This is a genomic window from Clostridium sp. MSJ-8 (genome assembly GCF_018918325.1).
Taxonomy (GTDB): domain Bacteria; phylum Bacillota; class Clostridia; order Clostridiales; family Clostridiaceae; genus Clostridium.
This window is the reverse complement of record NZ_JAHLQH010000015.1, coordinates 1-21,204: the sequence shown is the minus strand read 5'-3', so window position 1 is coordinate 21,204 and position 21,204 is coordinate 1. Positions and strand designations below refer to the sequence as shown.

General features: G+C 27.9%; 13 protein-coding genes and 1 riboswitch. All 13 genes read left to right on the top strand.

The genetic code is table 11. The features are described 5' to 3' along the window. Positions 1 to 586 precede the first annotated feature (586 nt). The 13 genes from glgB to KQI77_RS02670 all read left to right on the top strand — a co-directional run bounded on the left by glgB (position 587) and on the right by KQI77_RS02670 (position 19,972). Complete coding sequence (gene glgB / locus KQI77_RS02730) at positions 587 to 2,641, top strand: 1,4-alpha-glucan branching protein GlgB (RefSeq protein ID WP_216388124.1); 2,055 nt, start codon at positions 587 to 589, stop codon at positions 2,639 to 2,641. Then, positions 2,641 to 4,083, top strand: coding sequence for a glycogen synthase GlgA (glgA, locus tag KQI77_RS02725; protein ID WP_216388122.1), 1,443 nt, complete (start codon positions 2,641 to 2,643; stop codon positions 4,081 to 4,083). The genes glgB and glgA overlap by 1 nt, the downstream gene beginning before the upstream one ends. A 49-nt stretch (positions 4,084 to 4,132) precedes the next feature. Beyond that, positions 4,133 to 6,568: a glycogen/starch/alpha-glucan phosphorylase gene (locus tag KQI77_RS02720; RefSeq protein WP_216388120.1), complete on the top strand. Its 2,436-nt coding sequence runs from the start codon at positions 4,133 to 4,135 to the stop codon at positions 6,566 to 6,568. A gap of 23 nt (positions 6,569 to 6,591) precedes the next feature. Beyond that, a complete protein-coding gene (locus KQI77_RS02715) occupies positions 6,592 to 7,725 on the top strand; it encodes a glucose-1-phosphate adenylyltransferase (protein ID WP_216388118.1) in 1,134 nt (377 codons plus the stop codon). Positions 7,726 to 7,758: 33 nt separating this feature from the next. Next, positions 7,759 to 8,847, top strand: a complete 1,089-nt coding sequence (gene glgD, locus KQI77_RS02710) for a glucose-1-phosphate adenylyltransferase subunit GlgD (RefSeq protein WP_216388116.1) — start codon at positions 7,759 to 7,761, stop codon at positions 8,845 to 8,847. 731 nt (positions 8,848 to 9,578) lie between these two features. Continuing rightward, a riboswitch (adenosylcobalamin (AdoCbl) riboswitch) is annotated at positions 9,579 to 9,713 on the top strand. Positions 9,714 to 9,808: 95 nt separating this feature from the next. Continuing rightward, positions 9,809 to 12,442: a DUF4430 domain-containing protein gene (locus KQI77_RS02705; RefSeq protein WP_216388114.1), complete on the top strand. Its 2,634-nt coding sequence runs from the start codon at positions 9,809 to 9,811 to the stop codon at positions 12,440 to 12,442. Between the two features lie 118 nt (positions 12,443 to 12,560). Further along, on the top strand, positions 12,561 to 13,196 hold the full coding sequence (locus tag KQI77_RS02700; protein ID WP_216388112.1) for a hypothetical protein: 636 nt from the start codon (positions 12,561 to 12,563) through the stop codon (positions 13,194 to 13,196). A gap of 62 nt (positions 13,197 to 13,258) precedes the next feature. Continuing rightward, complete coding sequence (locus KQI77_RS02695; protein ID WP_253289314.1) at positions 13,259 to 14,314, top strand: DUF4430 domain-containing protein; 1,056 nt, start codon at positions 13,259 to 13,261, stop codon at positions 14,312 to 14,314. Continuing rightward, positions 14,311 to 15,201, top strand: a complete 891-nt coding sequence (locus tag KQI77_RS02690; RefSeq protein ID WP_216388111.1) for an energy-coupling factor transporter transmembrane component T — start codon at positions 14,311 to 14,313, stop codon at positions 15,199 to 15,201. Before KQI77_RS02695 ends, KQI77_RS02690 begins: the two co-directional genes overlap by 4 nt. Continuing rightward, positions 15,174 to 16,835: an ABC transporter ATP-binding protein gene (locus KQI77_RS02685; protein WP_216388109.1), complete on the top strand. Its 1,662-nt coding sequence runs from the start codon at positions 15,174 to 15,176 to the stop codon at positions 16,833 to 16,835. Before KQI77_RS02690 ends, KQI77_RS02685 begins: the two co-directional genes overlap by 28 nt. Then, the gene (locus KQI77_RS02680) at positions 16,820 to 17,542 is read left to right on the top strand and encodes an ECF transporter S component (protein WP_216388107.1); all 723 of its coding nucleotides are present in this window, start codon (positions 16,820 to 16,822) and stop codon (positions 17,540 to 17,542) included. Before KQI77_RS02685 ends, KQI77_RS02680 begins: the two co-directional genes overlap by 16 nt. Positions 17,543 to 17,546: 4 nt before the next feature. Then, a complete protein-coding gene (locus tag KQI77_RS02675) occupies positions 17,547 to 18,404 on the top strand; it encodes an energy-coupling factor transporter transmembrane component T (RefSeq protein WP_216388105.1) in 858 nt (285 codons plus the stop codon). Further along, positions 18,386 to 19,972, top strand: coding sequence for an ABC transporter ATP-binding protein (locus KQI77_RS02670; RefSeq protein ID WP_216388103.1), 1,587 nt, complete (start codon positions 18,386 to 18,388; stop codon positions 19,970 to 19,972). Before KQI77_RS02675 ends, KQI77_RS02670 begins: the two co-directional genes overlap by 19 nt. Positions 19,973 to 21,204 lie beyond the last annotated feature (1,232 nt).

Here is a 21,204-nt window from a genome sequence, read left to right as displayed (position 1 = left end):
AGAATAAGTTGTGATTATATTTTTCATAGCAAGAAAATTTTATCACAAAAAGAGGACTTTTGCTCATTTATATGAGTAAAAATCCTCTTTTTTTATTTAGGGGTTATTTCACAGCCCCTTCTTTTTTTGCTATTTTAGGAAATAATATTTTGTTTGTAGTTGGGATAAGTATCTTAGATATAGTGTTTAAGTAATGTTAGAGTCAAATTTTTATTGTTAAAATGTTATTAAAGTGTAAAGTTGTTAACATAAAATTCACAAATATTAAATAAAATATAGAATTTACATAGAAAATACTAAAGAAAATACAACTATGAACGATATAGATTGTATTTTCTTTAGCTAGAAAAAATTAAAATATAATGTTTTCTTGATAAAATTTAAGTGAAATGAAAAAGATATTAATACATTGACAATAAATGGTAAATTTATTACAATTAGATTGACGTTGTTCAAAAAGATTTATGTTTATGTTCAAAAGTTAAATTAAAAGAATAAGTTTACAAAAAAGTAATGGAAAAACCTTCATGATAGTTATATACTAATATTGTGGAATTTTCCAAGAAGGAGAGGGAAGTTTAGTAGGATGATCAAAAGGGAAATGAGAGATAAGGAAAAAAATAAGGCTACAAATATAGAAAGAGTAAAAGTAGATAATAACAGTATCAATGAAGAACAGATAAGCTTCAAGAATATAGATATAAAAGAAAAGAGTGTAAGAAATACAAGGAAAAATAAAGTTGATAAGAATATAATTAATGAAGACAATATATTTAAATTTCATTGTGGATCTAATTATAGAGCACAAGAAATGCTTGGAGCACATATTGTTACAGAAAATAATATAAAAGGTGTAAGGTTTACTACATGGGCACCAAATGCAAAAAATATATATGTAGTAGGGGACTTTAATGATTTTAAGATAGATTCAAAGTATCTACTTAGCACAATTTCACAATATGGTTTGTGGAGTATATTTGTTCCAGACTTATCGGAGGGATTAAAGTATAAGTTTGCAATAGAAACTAAGGAAGGAAAAATTTTATACAAGTGTGATCCTTATGCATTTCAATCAGAGCTTAGACCAGCTAATGCTTCAATTATACATGATCCAAAGAGATTTAAATGGGAAGATACCACATGGGTAACTAAAAGAAAGAGAAAAAATAAATTTAATAATCCTATGAATATATATGAAATTCATTTAGGGTCATGGAGAACCAAAGATAATAGGTTTATGACTTTTGATGAAATACGTGAAGTGTTACCTTCTTATATAAAAGAAATGGGATATACACATGTTGAGATAATGCCTTTAGTTGAACATCCATTAGATGCATCATGGGGATATCAAGGAACTGGATATTTTTCTGTTACATCTAGATATGGAGACATGGAAGGATTTAAGAGGTTAGTAAATGACCTTCATAAAAATGATATTGGAGTAATAATTGATTGGGTTCCAGGCCATTTCTGTAAAGATGCTCATGGATTGTATAAGTTTGATGGAACACCAACTTATGAATATCAAGAAGAATGGAGAGCAGATAATAAGGATTGGGGAACTTATAATTTTGATCTTGGAAGATCAGAAGTTAAATCTTTCCTTATATCTAATGCACTATTTTGGTTAGAAGAATTTCATCTTGATGGCATAAGAGTTGATGCTGTATCAAACATATTATATAGGGATTATGGTAAAAAAGATGGTGAGTGGAAACCTAATAAATATGGTGGAAATGGCAATCTTGAAGGAATTGAATTTTTAAGAGAGTTAAATAAAATTATTAAAAATGAATGCAAAAATGTTATGATGATTGCTGAAGAATCTACTGCATGGCCTAATGTATGTAAGGAAGAAGGATTAGGTTTTGACTATAAATGGAATATGGGATGGATGAATGATGTACTTGAGTATGTTCAGATAGATACAATGTTTAGAAAACAACATCATGGCAAATTAAATTTTTCTATGATGTATGCATATTCTGAAAATTATATATTACCAATATCTCATGATGAAATAGTTCATGGAAAGAAAGCATTAGTAGAAAAAATGTTTGGAGATGATTGGAATAAATTTGCGGGTACAAGAGTATTTCTTTCATATATGATGGGACATCCTGGTAAGAAATTATCATTTATGGGAACAGAACTTGGACAACGTATAGAATGGCGAGAATATGAACAGCTTGAATGGAATTTGATAGAAGAATTAAAATTCCATAAAGGACTACATGAATATATAAAGGATCTAAATAAGCTTTATAAAGACAACAAAGCAATGTGGGAACTTGATTGTTCTCCAGAAGGATTTGAATGGATAGATCCAGATAATGACACTCAAAGTATTTTATCTTTTATAAGAAAAGGCAAAAGAAAAGATGATATATTGATTTTTGTATGTAATTTTAAATCAGAAGTATATTATGATTTTAAAATAGGAGTGCCTTATTTAAGAGATTATGTAGAAGTATTTAATAGCGATGATGAAAAATATGGTGGTTCTGGACAAGTTATGGGCAATGTAAAGTTAGTAGCTGAAAAGGGCAAGCAACATAATCAAGATTATCATATAAGTATAAAAGTTCCACCAATGGGAACAGTAGTATTAGCTCTAGATAAAGGGAGGAAAAGATAATGAGAGTATTATTAGTTGCTTCAGAAGCAAGTCCATTTATAAAAACAGGAGGATTAGGTGATGTCGTTGGCGCATTACCTAAACAACTTATTAAAGATGATATTGACTGTAGAGTAGTAATTCCATGTTATAGAGGGATTTTACCTAATTTTAGAGAAAAATTTAAATTTGAAAAGTGGTTTACAGTAAATGTAGGCTGGAGAAATAAATATTGTGGTGTATTTTCTTACAATTATGAAGGTGTAACATATTATTTCTTAGACAATGAAGAATATTTTAATAGAGATGGACAATATGGATATTTTGATGATGGAGAAAGATTTGCATTCTTTGATAGAGCTGTCTTAAGATTCATTAGAGAAATTGATTGGAGACCAGATGTTATTCATTGTAATGACTGGCAGACAGGCATGATTCCTGTAATGTTAACATTAGAGTATAGTAGATATGATGAATTCTATAGAGGAATAAAAACAGTATATTCAATTCACAATCTGTTATTTCAAGGAACATTTGCCCCTACAATTCTACCAGAATTATTTGGATATGATATGGAACCATATAATAATAAGAGCTTAGAATTTGATCAAGGTGTATGTTTTATGAAAGGTGGTATAAATTACAGTGACAAAATAACAACTGTTAGTTATACCTATGCAGATGAAATAAAAACACCTGAATATGGTGAGAGAATGGATCCACTATTAAGAGACAGAGGATATGCTTTAAGAGGAATATTAAATGGAATAGATTATGATGAATATAATCCATATACAGATCCATTTATATATAAGAAGTTTGGAAGTAACCCATATTTATCTAAGAGACTTAATAAAATTGAATTGCAAAAAGAATTAGGTTTATATCAAAAAGCAGATACTCCAATAATATCAATAATATCTAGATTAACAAGACAAAAAGGGATAGATCTTGTTTTATCAGTAATAGACAGAATATTATCAGATAGAGATGTACAATTAGTTGTAATAGGAACTGGTGATAGGGATTTTGAGGAAGCTTTTTATAGATTAAAAGATAGATATGGAGACAAGGTGTCAGTAAATATAAAGTTTGATAATGGGTTAGCTCATAAGGTTTATGCAGCTTCAGATATGTTTATGATGCCATCTAGATTTGAACCATGTGGATTGGGTCAATTAATTGCATTGAGATATGGAACAATTCCTATAGTTAGAGAAACTGGTGGGTTAAAGGATACAGTATTCCCTTACAATGAATTTAATGGAATGGGAAATGGATTTAGTTTTGCTAATTATAGTGGAGAAGAATTATATATGACTACTGATTATGCATTAAGAATATATTGGGATAAATGGAAATGGAACGGAATAGTAAATCAAGCTATGAATTCAAATAACAGTTGGGAAAAGTCAGCAAGAGAGTATGAAGGATTATATAGAGAAGCACTTTGTTGGAATTAAGTTGTAATGACTAAATGAGAATATACAAAAGTAAATGGGAGGAAATAAAATGGTTACTTTGGATAAAACTACATTTAAAAATGCTTATATTCAAAAGTTCATATCTATTCATGGAATAGATTTAAATGAAGGTAATAATCAACAGAAATACGAAGCTCTTGGAAGCTTAGTCAAGGAATATGTATTAGAATATTGGCGAGAAACTAATAAGAAATATAATACAACTAAAGAAAAGCAAGTATATTATTTTTCTATGGAATTCTTGCTTGGAAGGCTGCTAGGAGATGCTTTACTTAATCTTGGAATAATAGATGTATGTAGAGAAGGGTTAAAGGATCTTGGAATTGATCTAAGAGAACTAGAAGAATATGAGCAAGATCAAGGACTCGGTAATGGAGGTCTTGGAAGACTTGCAGCATGTTTTTTAGATTCTATGGCTTCATTAAATATTCCAGGACATGGATGTGGAATAAGATATAAGTATGGTTTCTTTCAACAGAAAATAATAGATGGTAAACAAGTTGAATTATCTGATGATTGGTTGAAGGAAGGAAATGTATGGGAGAAAAAGAAACCTGAGAAGGCTGAAATAGTCAAATTTGGTGGAAGAGTTGAAGTAAGAGAGGTAGATGGAAATTTAGAATTTGAACAGGTAGATTATGAACCAGTTCTAGCAGTTCCATATGATACACCTATTGTTGGATATAAGAATGATGTTGCAAATACATTAAGATTATGGAGTGCAGAGCCTGTAGATAATTCGTTTGATTATTCATCTTTTAGCAGAGGAGATTATTTAGAGGCAATACAATATAAGAATTCTGTTGAAGCTATATCTCAAGTTTTATATCCAGAAGATTCTTTTTATGAAGGAAAGATGCTTAGATTAAAACAGCAATACTTTTTTGTATCTGCAGGAGTTCAGAGTATAGTAAGACATTATAAAAAGTATCAAGGTGATATAAGAGCATTGTATGAAAAGGTAGCAATTCATATAAATGATACACATCCTACTCTAGCAATTCCAGAACTTATGAGAATATTGTTAGATGAAGAAAAGTTACCATGGGATGAGGCTTGGAGAATAACAAGCAATACAGTATCATATACTAATCATACTATATTAGCAGAAGCACTAGAGAAGTGGCCAGTTGATATGTTCCAAAAACTTCTTCCAAGAATATATATGATAGTTCAAGAAATAAATGAAAGATTCTGCAAAGAACTATGGGAAAGATATGAAGGACAATGGGATAAGATATCTAGAATGGCTATAATAGGTGATAATCAAGTTAGAATGGCACATTTAGCTATAGTAGGTAGTCATTCAGTAAATGGTGTTGCCAAGCTTCACACTGAAATATTGAAAAAAGAAGAAATGTCAGATTTTTATTATAGATATCCAAATAAGTTTAATAATAAAACTAATGGAGTAACTCACAGAAGATGGCTTCTTAAGAGCAATCCTGACTTAACTAAACTTCTATGCGATACTATAGGAGAAAGTTTCATTAAACATCCAATGGATCTAGCAAATTTTGAACAATATGTTCATTATAAAAGGGTTCAAGAAGAATTGGGTACAATTAAATTAAAAAATAAAAAAAGACTTGCAGATAGGATATTTAAAAATAATGGAATTGTAGTAGATCCTAATTCAATATTTGATGTTCAGGTAAAAAGAATACATGCATATAAGAGACAAACTTTGAATTGTTTAAGAATTATGGATTTATATAATCAAATATTAGATAATCCTAATTTAGATATAGTTCCTAGAACATTTATATTTGCAGGTAAAGCTGCTCCAGGTTATCATCTAGCCAAGAATACTATTGAGTTAATAAATGCCTTGGCAAATAAAATAAATAATGATCCTAGAGTTAAAGATAAGATAAAAGTTGTATTCTTAGAGAACTATAGTGTGTCATTAGCAGAAGAGATAATACCAGCAACTGATTTAAGTGAACAAATATCAACTACTACAAAAGAAGCATCTGGTACTTCAAATATGAAATTCATGATGAATGGAGCTATTACAATGGCTACAATGGATGGAGCTAATATTGAGATACATGATGAAGTTGGAGATGACAATATTGTTATTTTTGGATTGACAGCTAGAGAGGTACTGGATTACACTAAAAATGGAGGTTATTCATCAATTCAGGAATGTAATAACAATCCTAGAATAAAAAGGGTAATAGATAATTTAATTGATGGAACATATAGCAGAGATAAAGATGCATTTAAGAGTATACATGAGAATTTGATTATGCTTAATGATGAATTTTTTGTATTAAAAGATTTTGAATCATATATTCAAGCACAACAAAGAGTAAATGATTTATATAAAGATAGTAACAAATGGCAAGAAATGTGTGGAATAAATATAGCACATTCAGGAATATTCTCTTCAGATAGAACTATTCAAGAATACGCAACTGGGATATGGGGATCTGAGTTAATATACAAGAATTTATAGGATGGTAAGGAAGGAAAAAAACTATGAGTAAAAAGGAAATTGTAGCAATGATTTTAGCTGGTGGTCAAGGTACTAGACTAGGAGCTTTAACTAAAAATATAGCAAAACCTGCTGTTCCATATGGTGGAAAATATAGAATAATAGATTTTGCATTAAGTAACTGTTTAAATTCAGGAATAAATACAGTAGGTATTTTAACACAATATAAACCAAGAGAATTAAATTCACATATAGGAATAGGTGCTCCTTGGGATTTAGATAGACGAGATGGTGGTGTAAGTTTATTATCTCCATATAAAGAAGAAAATGATGGTGGTGATTGGTATTCAGGAACTGCTAATGCTATATATAAGAACTTAGAATATATAGATAATTATGACCCTGAATATGTACTTATTTTATCAGGTGATCAAATATATAAGATGGATTATTCAAAAATGCTAGAATATCATAAGAAGAATAAAGCAGATGCAACTATTGCAGTTATTGAAGTAACTTATGAAGAGGCAAAAAGATTTGGTATAATGAATACTAATGATGATTTATCTATATATGAATTTGAAGAAAAACCAAAGAATCCAAAAGGAACTTTAGCTTCTATGGGTATCTATATTTTCAATTGGAAAGTACTTAGAAAATATCTTATAGATGATGCAGTAGATGAAACTTCAGAAAATGATTTTGGTAAAAATATAATACCTAATATGTTGAATGATGGACATACATTATTTGCTTATCCATTCAAAGGATATTGGAAAGATGTAGGAACAATAGAGAGTTTCTGGGAAGCTAGTATGGATTTATTAAGAAAAGAAAATGAATTAAATTTATATGATAATAATTGGAGAATATGCACAGTTAACTCTGCTAATCCACCTCAATATATAGGTAGTGATGCAGTAGTAAAAAATGCTTTAATTAATGAAGGATGTACTATTTTTGGAACTGCTGAAAATTCAATATTATTTGATGGAGTTTATGTAGGAAAGAATACAGTTATTAAAGATTCTGTAATAATGCCTAATGTTAAGATTGGTGATAATGTAGTTATTGAAAAAGCAATTATAGCAAGTGATGCTCAGGTACTTGATGATGCAAAGGTTGGTAATGGAGAAGATATTGCTGTTATAGCAGAGCGAAAAGTAGTTAAGGCATAAAATAGAGAATTTTGAGAGGGGAAGCGATATATTATGAATAAATGTGTAGGTATTGTAAATTTAGACGAAAATGATAACAGAATGAATGAGCTTGTAAAAAATAGAACTCTTGCTGCAGTTCCATTTGCAGGAAGATATAGAATAATAGATTTTGTTTTATCAAATATGACTAATTCAGGAATAGATACTATAGGTATTTTTACTAAGAATAAATCTAGATCATTATTAGAACACCTAAGTAATGGTAGACCTTGGGATTTGCATAGAAAGCAAGGTGGTTTAAAGGTATTTAACTTTGGAGACATAGAACCTTTTTATGAAGATGTAAATAACTTTTCAGAAAATATTGAATTCTTGAAGAAGAGTAATTGTGAATATATATTATTATCATCATCATATATGATATGTAATATTGATTATTCAAAAGCTATAGATATGCATAAAGAAAGTGGAAATGATATTACAATGATATATAAGACTGTGGATAATTCTACAGGTAAATTTGATAACTGTCAGATAATAAAAAAAGATGAAAATGGAAGAGTTATTGCAATAAGAAAGAATCCTTGCAAAGGTGAAACTGCTGATGTAAATATGGAAATGTATATAATGAAAAAGGACTTATTTATAAGTATTGTTGATGAATCAGTAAAGAGCGGATTATATAAAAAAGTAAAAGAATATATTCAAATAAATATTGATGATTTAATGGTTGGTAGTTATGAATTTAAAGGATATTTGGCTTGTATAAATTCAGTAAATAACTATTATGATGCAAATATGGATTTATTAAACATAGATATTAATAGAGAATTATTTTATTCTGAAAATAGAATATATACAAGAGTTAAAGATGAGCCACCTACTCAATATGCAGCAACTGCAAAAGTTGAAAATTCAATGATTGCAAATGGATGTCATATAGATGGAACAGTTAAGAATTCATTGATATTCAGAAAGGTTACTGTTGGACCAGGTGTAGAATTAAATAATTGTGTTATAATGCAAAATACAATTATAGAAAAGAATGCAAAGCTTATTAATGTAATAGTTGATAAGGGAAGAATAATTATGGAAAATGAAGATTGTGTAGGTAGTGAATCATTACCACTTGTAATATAATGTATATAAAATCCAATGTTATTTAGATGTAATTAAAATTATGTTTTCTAAATGATTAGTATCAATATTATGTGTTTTCATAAATAGCATAATTTCATTAAGTATTTCTAAATATAAAAAAATTAAGGTAGCTAAATGTTGTAAACTCACTAACGTTCAAACAGTACAACATTTTAAACGCTACCTTAATTTTTTTACAATAAGAAATACTAAAATTCATTATGAAGATTTATTCAAAGCAATAATATTGATACTAATTAAGAAAATCATAATATTAACGTTATCAAACAACATTGGATTTTTTATAAGAATGCTATTTACTTAAATCATTAATAATTTTGATATTAATTAACTGAAAAGATAAGTAATCAAAAATAAATAAAGTCAATAATTTTTTTACTAGAAATTCTGAAACCTTAAGATACTTGCTGACAATATAGATATAGTAGAAATGACTATAACGCTTAGATAATTAAAATAGAAGTGATTTGATGGAACAAAGCCTTTTGCTAGGGTAGAATTAATAATATTTAGAATATATAAATTACTGTGAGAGCATAAAGGTTAGTATGGAAAAAAATGAGCAAACTGCTTTGTGAAATCAAATTCATTCTATTTTAATATGCTACTGCAACTAATGCTATTATATTTTAATTATTAATCTAGCAATTTTTTTATTTAAAATATATTTACAAACTATTAATATCTATGTAAAATATACAATGAATAAAAATTAAATAAAAAGGTGGAAGTTTGGTGAGATTCCAACACTGTCCCGCAACAGTAATGAGCGTATAAGTGTATATAGCTATAAGTCTGGTCTTCCTATTTTAGGTATTAATTTCGAGGCAAAGTTAATATCTTATTTAGAGTGCCTTGCACTCTTTTTTTGTTTAGACAATAATTTTTTGCCTAAGCAATTTTTTTATGCCTTAATAGTTATTTAAGGGGGAAATATTAAATGAAAAAACAAAATAACATACGTAAAATATTAAGCGTAATGTTAACTGCTGTATTACTTTTTACTTTTATACCTAATATAAGAGTAAATGCAACAGAAGATGGAACTAAAGAAATTGTTCTTGCAATTGAAAAGTTTACTTTAGGACAAGGATATGTAGTTGAACCAATGCTTGTGGAAATGACAGAGGATGAAACTGTAGCAGAAGCTGTAGTTGAAACATTAGGGGAAGATAATATCAAATATACAGGTAGCATAGACAATGGCTTTTATTTAGCTTCATTATATGATGGAGATGATAGTGATGCCAATGTACCTCAATTTATATTAGATCAATGTGGAAGTATAGATGAACGTTCAAAATCAGGATGGTTAGGTGAATTTGATTATACTTTTATGGCAGGATGGATGTATGCTGTAAATAGTAAGTTTCCTAATTTTGGAATGGCTAATTGTATACCTGAAAATGGAGATGTAGTAAGATTACAATTTACAGTATATGGATACGGAATGGACCTTGGTGGAGGATATGATGGTGGTGATTCATTTAATGGAAGCTATATAGATTTAGCTAATAAAGATGGATTAACTAAGACTATAGCCAAGATTAATAGTGCATCTAATCATAATAAGTTATTAAAAAATACTGATTTAAAGAAAGCATATGATAAAGCTTATGATGTATTAGAAAACATGGAATCAACACAAGAAGAAGTAGATAGTGTAAACAATACATTAGTTAAATTATTAGAGAAGATAAATGGTTCTTCTGAAACAATAGAAGTTGTTACTCCATCTACAAGTGTTAATGATGCTATAAACAATACTGCAAAATATATGTTAAACACATATTCTGAGTTATCTTTTGGAACAGGGGCTGGAGAATGGACAGCTTTATGTTTATCAAGATCTGGAGTTAGTGTTCCAGATGGATATTTAGAAAAATATTATGAAAATGTAGCTAACACAGTATCAGAGAAAAAAGGTGTATTGCATAAGGTTAAATATACTGAATATTCAAGAGCAATAATTGGCTTGACATCTATTGGAAAGGATCCAAGAAATGTAGCAGGATATGACTTAACATCATATTTATCAGATTTTAATAGTGTAAAGAAACAAGGATTAAATGGGCCTGTATTTGCACTTATTGCATTAAATACACATAATTATGAAATTGTTCAAGATGATAGTGTAGCAGTACAAACAACTAGAGATATGTTAGTTGATTATATATTGGGAAAAGAAATACCTACTGGTGGTTGGGCATTATCAGGAAGTAAAGCTGATCCAGATATGACTGCTATGACTTTACAAGCATTAGCACCTTATAAGAATGATGAAAAAGTAAAACCATATATTGATAGAGGATTAACTGCATTATCAGAACTTCAAGAAAATGATGGTGGATATACATCATGGGGAAGCAAGAATGTTGAATCAACATCACAAGTTTTAGTGGCATTAACAGAACTAGGAATAGATCCTGCTAAAGACACAAGATTTATTAAGAGTGGTAATTGGCTTGTATCTTCAATAATGGACTTCTATTGTACAGGTGGTGGATTCAAACACACATTAGATGGTTCAGTAAATGCAATGGCTACAGATCAAGCTATGTATGCATTAATAGCATATGATAGATTTACTAAGAACAAGACATCATTATACAATATGACAGATGTGAATTTAGATGAAAAGGAAGATGTAACAGGAAAAGTTATGTTATCAACACCAGAAATTATATCATCAAGTAAAGATTCAGAATTTAATGTAGGAATAAGCATAGGATCATTACCAAGTTCTAATACAAAGCTTATTGAGGGAGTTATGCAAATTCCAGATGGAGTAGAAGTTGCATCAATGTCAGTTAATAATGATACAATAGTAGGTGGTACATTAACTTATGGAGTAGATAGTAATAATGTATTACGCTTTGTTTATACTAATACATCTCTTGAAAACTTAAATGTTATTGCTACATCTATGCCTGCAGAATTATTTAGAATAACATTAAAGAATACAAGAGACTTTGATAATGATGAGAAGATAAATATAAAATTAGATGAATTAGGTTGTAAAGAAGATTCAAATGGATCAGATAATACTAATTATGATATATCAAAAGCTGAAAGTGATATAACTGCAAAGGCACCTATATCTATGAAAGCAAGAGAATTATATGTTGGAGATGGTAGTGATTTAATTCCTGCAAATAAGAAAGCTGTAGCTGTAGAAGTAGCTAACTTAGAAGAAAAATCTAACTTAATATACAAAGATACTCAATTCTATTATTCAAGTAATTTATCTAACAAAAATGGAGTGGATACTTATATTGCAATAGTAGATAAAAACGTAACATTAGATGATTTAAATAATGCTGAAAATTATAATGTAATATCAAGTGATTCATTATTAGAAATTACATTTGGTGATACTAATTCAGATAAGATAATAAATGCACAAGATGCATTAGATACAATATCGGCATGGGTTAGAAAAACAGAAGCTCCAGATGATATCAAGATATTAGAAATGAACGTAACAGGTGATAGCAGAATTAATACTAATGATGCATTAGGAATCATGGAGTATTATGTAAATGGTGCTGAATTTGGAGTATTAAATAAATAATTAATTAAGTGAAACTTATAATCTAAACAATATTGTTTGCATCATATAAAATAGGTTATAAAGCTTATAGGTGTAAACAATATTGTTAAATAAAATAATAATAAGGAGAGTTAGGATTATGGAGGAAAATAATATAGAAGAAAATAAGCAAGGTAAAAAGAAAAATAAAAAGATATTGAAAATTTCAGTTATGTTAATAATAATAGCAGTAATTATAACATTAGTAACAGTAACAATAAGTGATATTATAAAACCTTCATTAGTTCTGACATCTCCGAAATATGTATCTATATCAGAAGGAAAAGAATTCACAGTTAGTGTTGAACTAACAAGTATGCCTGATGAAGAGTATCCAGCAGCTAGTATATCATTAGATTTTGACAATGACAGAATAGAGTTCTTGAGGGTAGAGCAAGGAACTTTAGGAGTAGGTAAAGGTGATAAGTTTGAGATACCTACTTGGGCATTTAATGCACAGAGATCTAATAGTATAGGTAGTGTAAATGCTATGTACATGGATGTTACCACTAAAGATAAGGCATATATAAAAGATAATTTTGAAGAAAATAAGGAAAATATAGTTATAAAATATGTATTTAAATTAAAATCATCAGCAAGAGAAGGAGATAAATATAAATTTCATATATCAGATGCTGTATTTGCAAAAGTTGGTGGAAGTGAAGATAAGAAGAGTTTAGCTACTTCTGAGGATAAATTAAATACAGATGATTGTACAATTGAAGTTGTTAAATAAATATTTAGTATTTGTAAGTAAGAAGATAATAATATTTATTCAATATGTAAGGAGAGGATAAAATGACTCAGAAGAAGAAAAATATAATCACCTTTTCTATATTGATGTTTTTACTTGTAGTAAGCTTAGTTGCTTTTATTAATAGAAAATCTATTATGAGTTTTACCAAGCATATGAGAAATGCACAAGAAAAATCTGATATATTAGATTCTCAGTATAATGGAGATAATAAGCTATTAGATATAGAAGGTGTTAGGTTATCGGATGGAACTCTAGTGGCTAAGGATGGAAACATATATAGTAATGATGGCAAGAGAGTTCTACTATGTCAAGCAAATGATGAATATGTGACATTCCCAGATAATACAAAGGTATATTTTGATGGTAGAGTATACTTTGATAATCAAACAAAGGATATAACATCTAATGTTTATCTTGATGGTAGTTATATAAAATCATTAGATGATAAGGAAGTTGCAGAAGCAACGGATGAGGGATCTCAAGAAAATTACACTCAAGGTAATGGAGGAAGTACTAATAGCGGTAGTACAAGTAATTCTAAAACCGATTATGATACATTAGTCAATAGAGCTAATACTCAGAGACAAGAAGGTGTTAAAGATAAGTATCAAACAGATCCTACTCCAGAAGGAATGCCAACTCCTGTAGAACCTGAAGATGTTACTATTAATAAAAACATATCTAAGGTTTGTACTTTATCTATAGGATGTAGCACTATACTTAATAATATGGATATGTTTAATATGGATAAAATAGATTGTTTGCCATCTAATGGAATAATATTACCGACTACACAAGTGACATTTTATGAAGGAGAGTCTGTATATGATGTTTTAGAGAGAGAAACATCTAAGAGGGGAATTCATATGGAATCATCATTTACACCTATGTACAATTCAGCTTATGTTGAAGGCATAAATAATTTATATGAATTTGATTGTGGTCCTAATTCAGGATGGATGTATAAGGTAAATGGTTGGTATCCTAATTATGGAGCAAGTAGATATCACCTTAAACAAGGTGATGTTATATGTTGGGAATATACTTGCGATTTAGGATATGATTTAGGATGTGAATGGATAGGAGAAACAAAATGATAAAAGATAGTTTTTCTAAAATGCATCCAATAATAAATCTGATTTTTTTTAGTATGATTATAATATTTACAGGATTGTTTAACAAACCAATATATATGGCGATATCATTCATATCGTCATTTATATTTTCTGTATATCTTAATAGAAAAGGTGCAATTAAATATAATTTAATATTTGTAATTCCTCTTATGATAATTCTAAGTGTATTATATCCTATATGGAATCATCAAGGAGTAACTATATTAGTGTATGTAGACTATAATCCAATAACATTAGAATCTATTTATTATGGAATATCATTGGGAGTTAGAACTGCAAGTATATTAATGTGGATAACTTGCTACTTCAACATAATGACAAGTGATAAGTTTATGTATATATTTGGTGCTATCAGTCCTAAGATATCATTGTATTTTTCTATATTGTTAAGGTTATGTCCTAGAATAAAAGAAAGATTTAAAGAAATATCCACAGGACAAGCATCAATTGGAAGAAATTATACACAAGGTAACTTGTTTAAGATGTTTATAAATTTAATAAGAATAGTATCGATGACAATAACATGGATATTAGAAAATATTATAGACGTAGCAGCATCAATGAAGGCAAGGGGATATGGTTTAAAAGGTAGGACAAGTTTTTCTTTGTATAAATTTTCTAAAAGGGATAAGACTATGTTAATAATAGATATAATATTAATTGTAGTAATAACATTAGGATCAGTATTTGGCTATAATAGCATAAGATATTATCCTTCAATAAAATATAAATTTAATTATGTTTATGAAGCAATATCATTTGTTAGTTATAGTATATTTGCAATATTACCAATTGTACTAGATATAAGGGAGGACTATGTATGGAAGAAATTACAGTTAAAGGCTTAAGTTTTTCGTATCCTCAAAATGAAGAAAAGGTATTAAATGATGTTAATTTCACTGTATCTGAGGGAGAATTTATAACTATATGTGGTAAGTCTGGTTGTGGTAAAAGTACATTGCTTAAGCAACTTAAACCTAGCTTAACACCAGTTGGTAATAGGGAAGGATCTATAATATATAAGGATAGAAACATACAATCATTAGATATAAGAGAAGAAGCAAGTAATATAGGATATGTATTTCAAGATAGCGACAATGGAATAGTTACAGATAAAGTATGGCATGAATTAGCTTTTGGATTAGAGAGCTTAGGAGAACAGAAGGAAGCTATACGACTTAGGGTATCAGAAATAGCAAGTTATTTTGGAATATGTAATATATTTGATAGAAAAATAAGTGAATTATCAGGTGGACAGAAGCAAATACTTAACTTAGCATCTGTTATGGTTATGCAACCTTCTATATTATTATTAGATGAACCTACATCTCAATTAGATCCTATAGCTGCAAGAGACTTTATTGAAACTATTAAGAAGATAAATGAAGATTTTGGAACAACTATAATAATAGTAGAACATCGATTAGAAGAATTACTAAGTATATCTGATAGAGTAATTGTTATGGAAAATGGAAGAATAATAGCTATAGATACTCCAAGAGAGGTTGCGAAGAAGTTAGATAATGATATATTAGAAGCATTTCCAACACCTGTTAAGGTTTGGAGAGGTATAGAGTGCAAAGGGGAGGTTCCATTAACAGTTAAGGAAGGCAGAAATATGCTAAAGCATTACTTTGCAGGAAGAAATATAAAGTATGATACTGTGGAAAAGATTAATTCACAGATAAAAGATAAAGAAGAAATAATAAGTTTTCAAGATGTTTGGTTTAAGTATGATAAAAGAGGAGACGATATAATAAAATCTTTAGATATTACTGTATATAAAGGTGAAATATATTCTATAGTAGGTGGTAATGGTACAGGTAAAACAACAACATTATCTCTTATAAATGGATTTAATAAGCCATATAGAGGCGTAATCAAGATAAATAATAGGGATATAAGGTCTATACCACCTGAGATGTTGTATTATGAAAATATGGTTACTTTACCTCAAGATCCAAAGACATTATTTGTAAGAAAAACAGTTAGAGAAGATCTTATTGATATGTTAAAAGGAAGAAAAATTAAGAAAGTTGATATATTAGAGAGAGTAGAGAAGATATCAACCTTCTTAGAGATTAATAATCTATTAGATAAACATCCTTATGATCTTAGTGGAGGAGAACAACAGAGAGTAGCATTAGGTAAAGTGCTATTATTTAATCCTAAGATAATATTGTTAGATGAACCTACAAAAGGATTAGATGAAATACTTAAGAACAAGCTTGGACAATATCTACAAGAGTTAAGTGCTAAAGGTGTAACCATAGTTATAGTAACTCATGATATAGAGTTCGCTGCACAATATTCACACAGAAGTTCGTTATTTTTTAATGGGAGTATAATAACCACTAATTATTCAAATGAATTCTTTTCAGGCAATAGTTTCTATACTACTAGTGCAAATAGGATGTCTAGAAATATATTTAAGAATGCAATAATAAGTCAGGAGGTTATTGATTTATGCAAGAAGAATTAAATAAAGGAATATCTAAGAGAACAATAATGGCATCTATTATTATATTGCTTTTAATTCCAACTACTATATATATTGGAATTAGGTATATGGGTAATAGAAAGTATTATTTTATAAGTCTACTTATAATAATATACACAATTATTCCGTTTTTTATATCATTTGAAAATAGAAAGCCGAAGCCTAGAGAAATAATTGTAATAGCAGTCTTGTCAGCTATAGCAGTAGTAGGTAGAGCGGCATTTTATATGATACCTCAATTTAAGCCAGTTTGTGCAATAGTTATAATAGCAGGAATAGCTTTTGGTGGGGAAGCAGGTTTTTTAACTGGTTCATTAGCTGGCTTTGTGTCTAATTTTATATTTAGACAAGGACCATGGACACCATGGCAAATGTTTTCTTTTGGAATAATAGGCTTTATAGCTGGATTATTGTTTAACAATAAAAAGATAAAAGATAATAAAATGTTAGTTATTATATATGGAGGATTATCAACTTTTATTATATATGGTCTTATAATGAATCTTTACTCAGCTCTTACTATGATGCCGGACTTTTCGATGAAGGCGTATATAGCTAGTATAATAAGTGGTATTCCTTTTGATCTTATACATGCAGCTGCTACTGTAATATTTTTATTTATATTATATAAACCTATGATGACTAAACTTGATAGAATTAAGATTAAATATGGATTTATGAGGAAGTAATATTATGAAAGATAGTTTTAGTAATTATCATCCGTTAGTTAATTTTAGTTTATTAATATCCCTTATAATTTTTAGTATGTTTTTTATGAATCCAATATTACTTATGATATCTTATGTTTCAGCACTTATATATTCACTATATATACAATCTATCAAAAGCATTAAAAGTTCAATTATTATAATTATAATATTTACTATAATTAATCCTATTTTTAATGAAGAGGGAAATACAATTTTATTAATTATTCTCAATCACAAAATAACATTAGAGTCTGTAAGTTATGGAATTGCATCAGGAATTATGTTTAGTACAGTAATATTATGGTTTGGAGTTTTAAGTAAGATAATGACATCAGATAAGACTATGTATATATTTGGGAAGGTAGCGCCATCAATATCATTAACTGTATGTATGATATTTAAACTTATTCCAGACTTTAAAAACAGAATAAAAGAGATAGATAGGGGACAAAAAGCTTTAGGAAATAGAGTAGATGAAAAAGGATTAATAGAAAAGATAAAGTATTCTCTTAACATAGTTTTTATTCTGCTATCATGGTGTTTTGAGAGTGCATTAGAAACAGCAGATTCAATGAAAGCAAGAGGATTTGGGTTAAAACACAGAACAAGTTATTACCCTTTTAGATTTAAGAAGTGTGATAAAATTCTTATGATAATAGTTATTATTTTAGATATAATCATCATTTATAGTTGGATTCTAGGAAAAACAACAATACAATTTTTTCCATATATAGAGAAGTGTGGTAAAAATCCTTATACTATTGTGTCATATGGTATATTATGTTTGATTCCTTTAATAGTAAATATTCAGGAGGTGGTAAAGTGGAAATTATTAAAATAAAGGATTTTAACTTTTCATATCCTAATAGTGATATAAAGGCATTAAAAGATATAAACTTAACAATTAATAAAGGAGAATTAATTCTTTTATGTGGTTTGTCTGGGAGTGGTAAAAGTACACTGCTAAAAAATATTAAGTTATCATTAGCACCCCATGGAGATGTAAGTGGCAGCATTATGTATAAGGGTAAAGATATACATAATTTATCTGTAAGAGAAGAAGTAACTAGTATAGGAATGGTAACGCAAGGCTTTAGCAATCAAATAGTTACAGATAGAGTGTATCATGAAATTGCATTTATTATGGAGAATTTAGGATGGGATAGTGACATAATAAGAATTAAGGTATCTGAGATAGCTAGTTATTTTGGACTTGAAGATATAATAGAATCTTCAATAGATACATTATCAGGAGGACAAAAGCAATTAATTAATCTAGCATCTGTTATGGTAGTGAATCCAGAAGTGCTTATATTAGATGAACCAACAGCTCAATTAGATCCTATAGCTAGAGATGAATTTATAGAAAGAATAAAAAAAGTAAATGATGAATTAGGAATGACAATTATTATAGCAGAACATAATCTGGAAAATATAATGGCATATGCAGATAAGGTTGTAATAATGGAAAAAGGACAGATAATATATAATGATATTCCACATAATATAGGTAATATTCTATGTAAAGATACAAATAATATATTTGAATCTATGCCTACTCCTGTTAGACTTTATAAGTCAATAGGAATAGGTGATGAGTGTCCTATATCATTGAAAGAGGGAAGAAGATATATTGATTCTATTGATATAAATAATCATATAAATACTTATGTTAATAATATTAAGCAAAAGAATGACATAATAATTGAACTGAAAGATGTATGTTATAAATACACAAAAAATGCAAATGACATAGTTAGAGATTTAAATCTAAAAATATATAATAATGAGATATTTACCATATTAGGGGGAAATGGTGCTGGAAAAAGTACAACTTTAAATCTTTTATGTAAGATATATAAGCCATATATGGGGAAAATTAAATATAAAATGAAAAAAGAGGATAAAGTGGTTTTATTGCCACAAGATCCCGAAACTATATTTTCAAAAGATACGGTATTAGAAGAATTAAAGGAAACTTGTATAGGTAATGTAGAAGATATTGTTCAAATGTTAGATGTTGAAGAATTATTAGATAAAAATCCTTATGACTTAAGTGGTGGAGAAAAACAAAAAGTTGCAATAGGTAAGGTACTAGGATTGAAACCTAAGGTACTACTTCTAGATGAAATAACAAAAGGATTGGATAACCATTATAAGAATAAAATAGGTGAAATATTAAAAGCTCTAAAAAAAGAAGGAATAACTATAGTTATGGTAACTCATGATATTGAGTTTGCTGCAAAATATAGTGATAAGTGTGCAATGTTATTTAATAAAACTATTGTGAGTGTAAAGAATCCATTTGACTTTTTTGTGGAAAATAATTTTTATACAACGGCTGTGTGTAAAATGACTAGAGGTAAAGTGAAGGCAGTAACAATAGAGGATGTGGTGAAAAAAATATAATATATATAATTATTGTTAGATAACTTATATTTTACAATAATTAATATCAAAATTATATGTTTAAGTAAATAATATAATATGTAAAAAATCCAATGTTATTTAGTTTAATTAATATTATGTTTGCTATTAGTATCAATATTATATGTTTTCATAAATAGCATAATTTCATTAAGTATTTCTAACTATAAAAAAATTAAGGTAGCTAAATGTTGTAAACTCACTAAAGTTCAAACAGTACAACATTTTAAACGCTATCTTAATTTTTTTATAATAAGAAATCCTAAAATTCATTATGAAGATTTATTCAAAGCAATAATATTGATACTAAAAAAGAAAATCATAATATTAACATTATCAAATAACATTGGATTTTTCATTATAATAATATTATTTTACTTAAATCAATAATTTGATATTAATTACCTTAAAAGATAAGTAATCAAAAAAATATATTCAATAATTTTTTAAAGTAAGAATTACTGAAGACTTAAGATACTTGAAATAATACAGATACACTAAAAATCACCATAACGCTTAAATAATTAAAATATAATAAGCTTAGTGGAAGTAACCATTATTGTTAAGGTTAGAATTATAGGTAGATATAGAATAATATAACCATGAAGAATTAGGAATTAGTATAAATAATATGGAACAATAGGTTACTGAACTAATGTTATTATATTTTAATTATAATCATTCATTATGAAGATTTATTCAAAGCAATAATATTGATACTAAAAAAGGAAATCATAATATTAACATTATCAAATAACATTGGATTTTTCATTATAATAATATTATTTTACTTAAATCAATAATTTGATATTAATTAACTGAAAAAATAAGTAATCAAAAAATATATTAGATAATTTTTTAAGTAAGAACTACTGAATACTTAAGATACTTGAAATAATCCAGATACACTAAAAATCAGCATAACGCTTAAATAATTAAAATATAATAAGCTTAGTGGAAGTAACCATTATTGTTAGGGTTAGATTATAGTTAGATATAGAATAATATAACCATGAAGAATTAGGGATTAGTATAAATAATATGGAACAATAGGTTACTGAACTAATGTTATTATATTTTAATTATTTATAAAACCGTTGAATGCAAAACTAACTTCCGTTTTAGCTAAATTATTGTGTTTGCAAGGGTAAAGTCAGTTTTTTAGATTGTTTTTATAGCTAAAATATTTGAAATAAGTTATAATTTTTATAAGA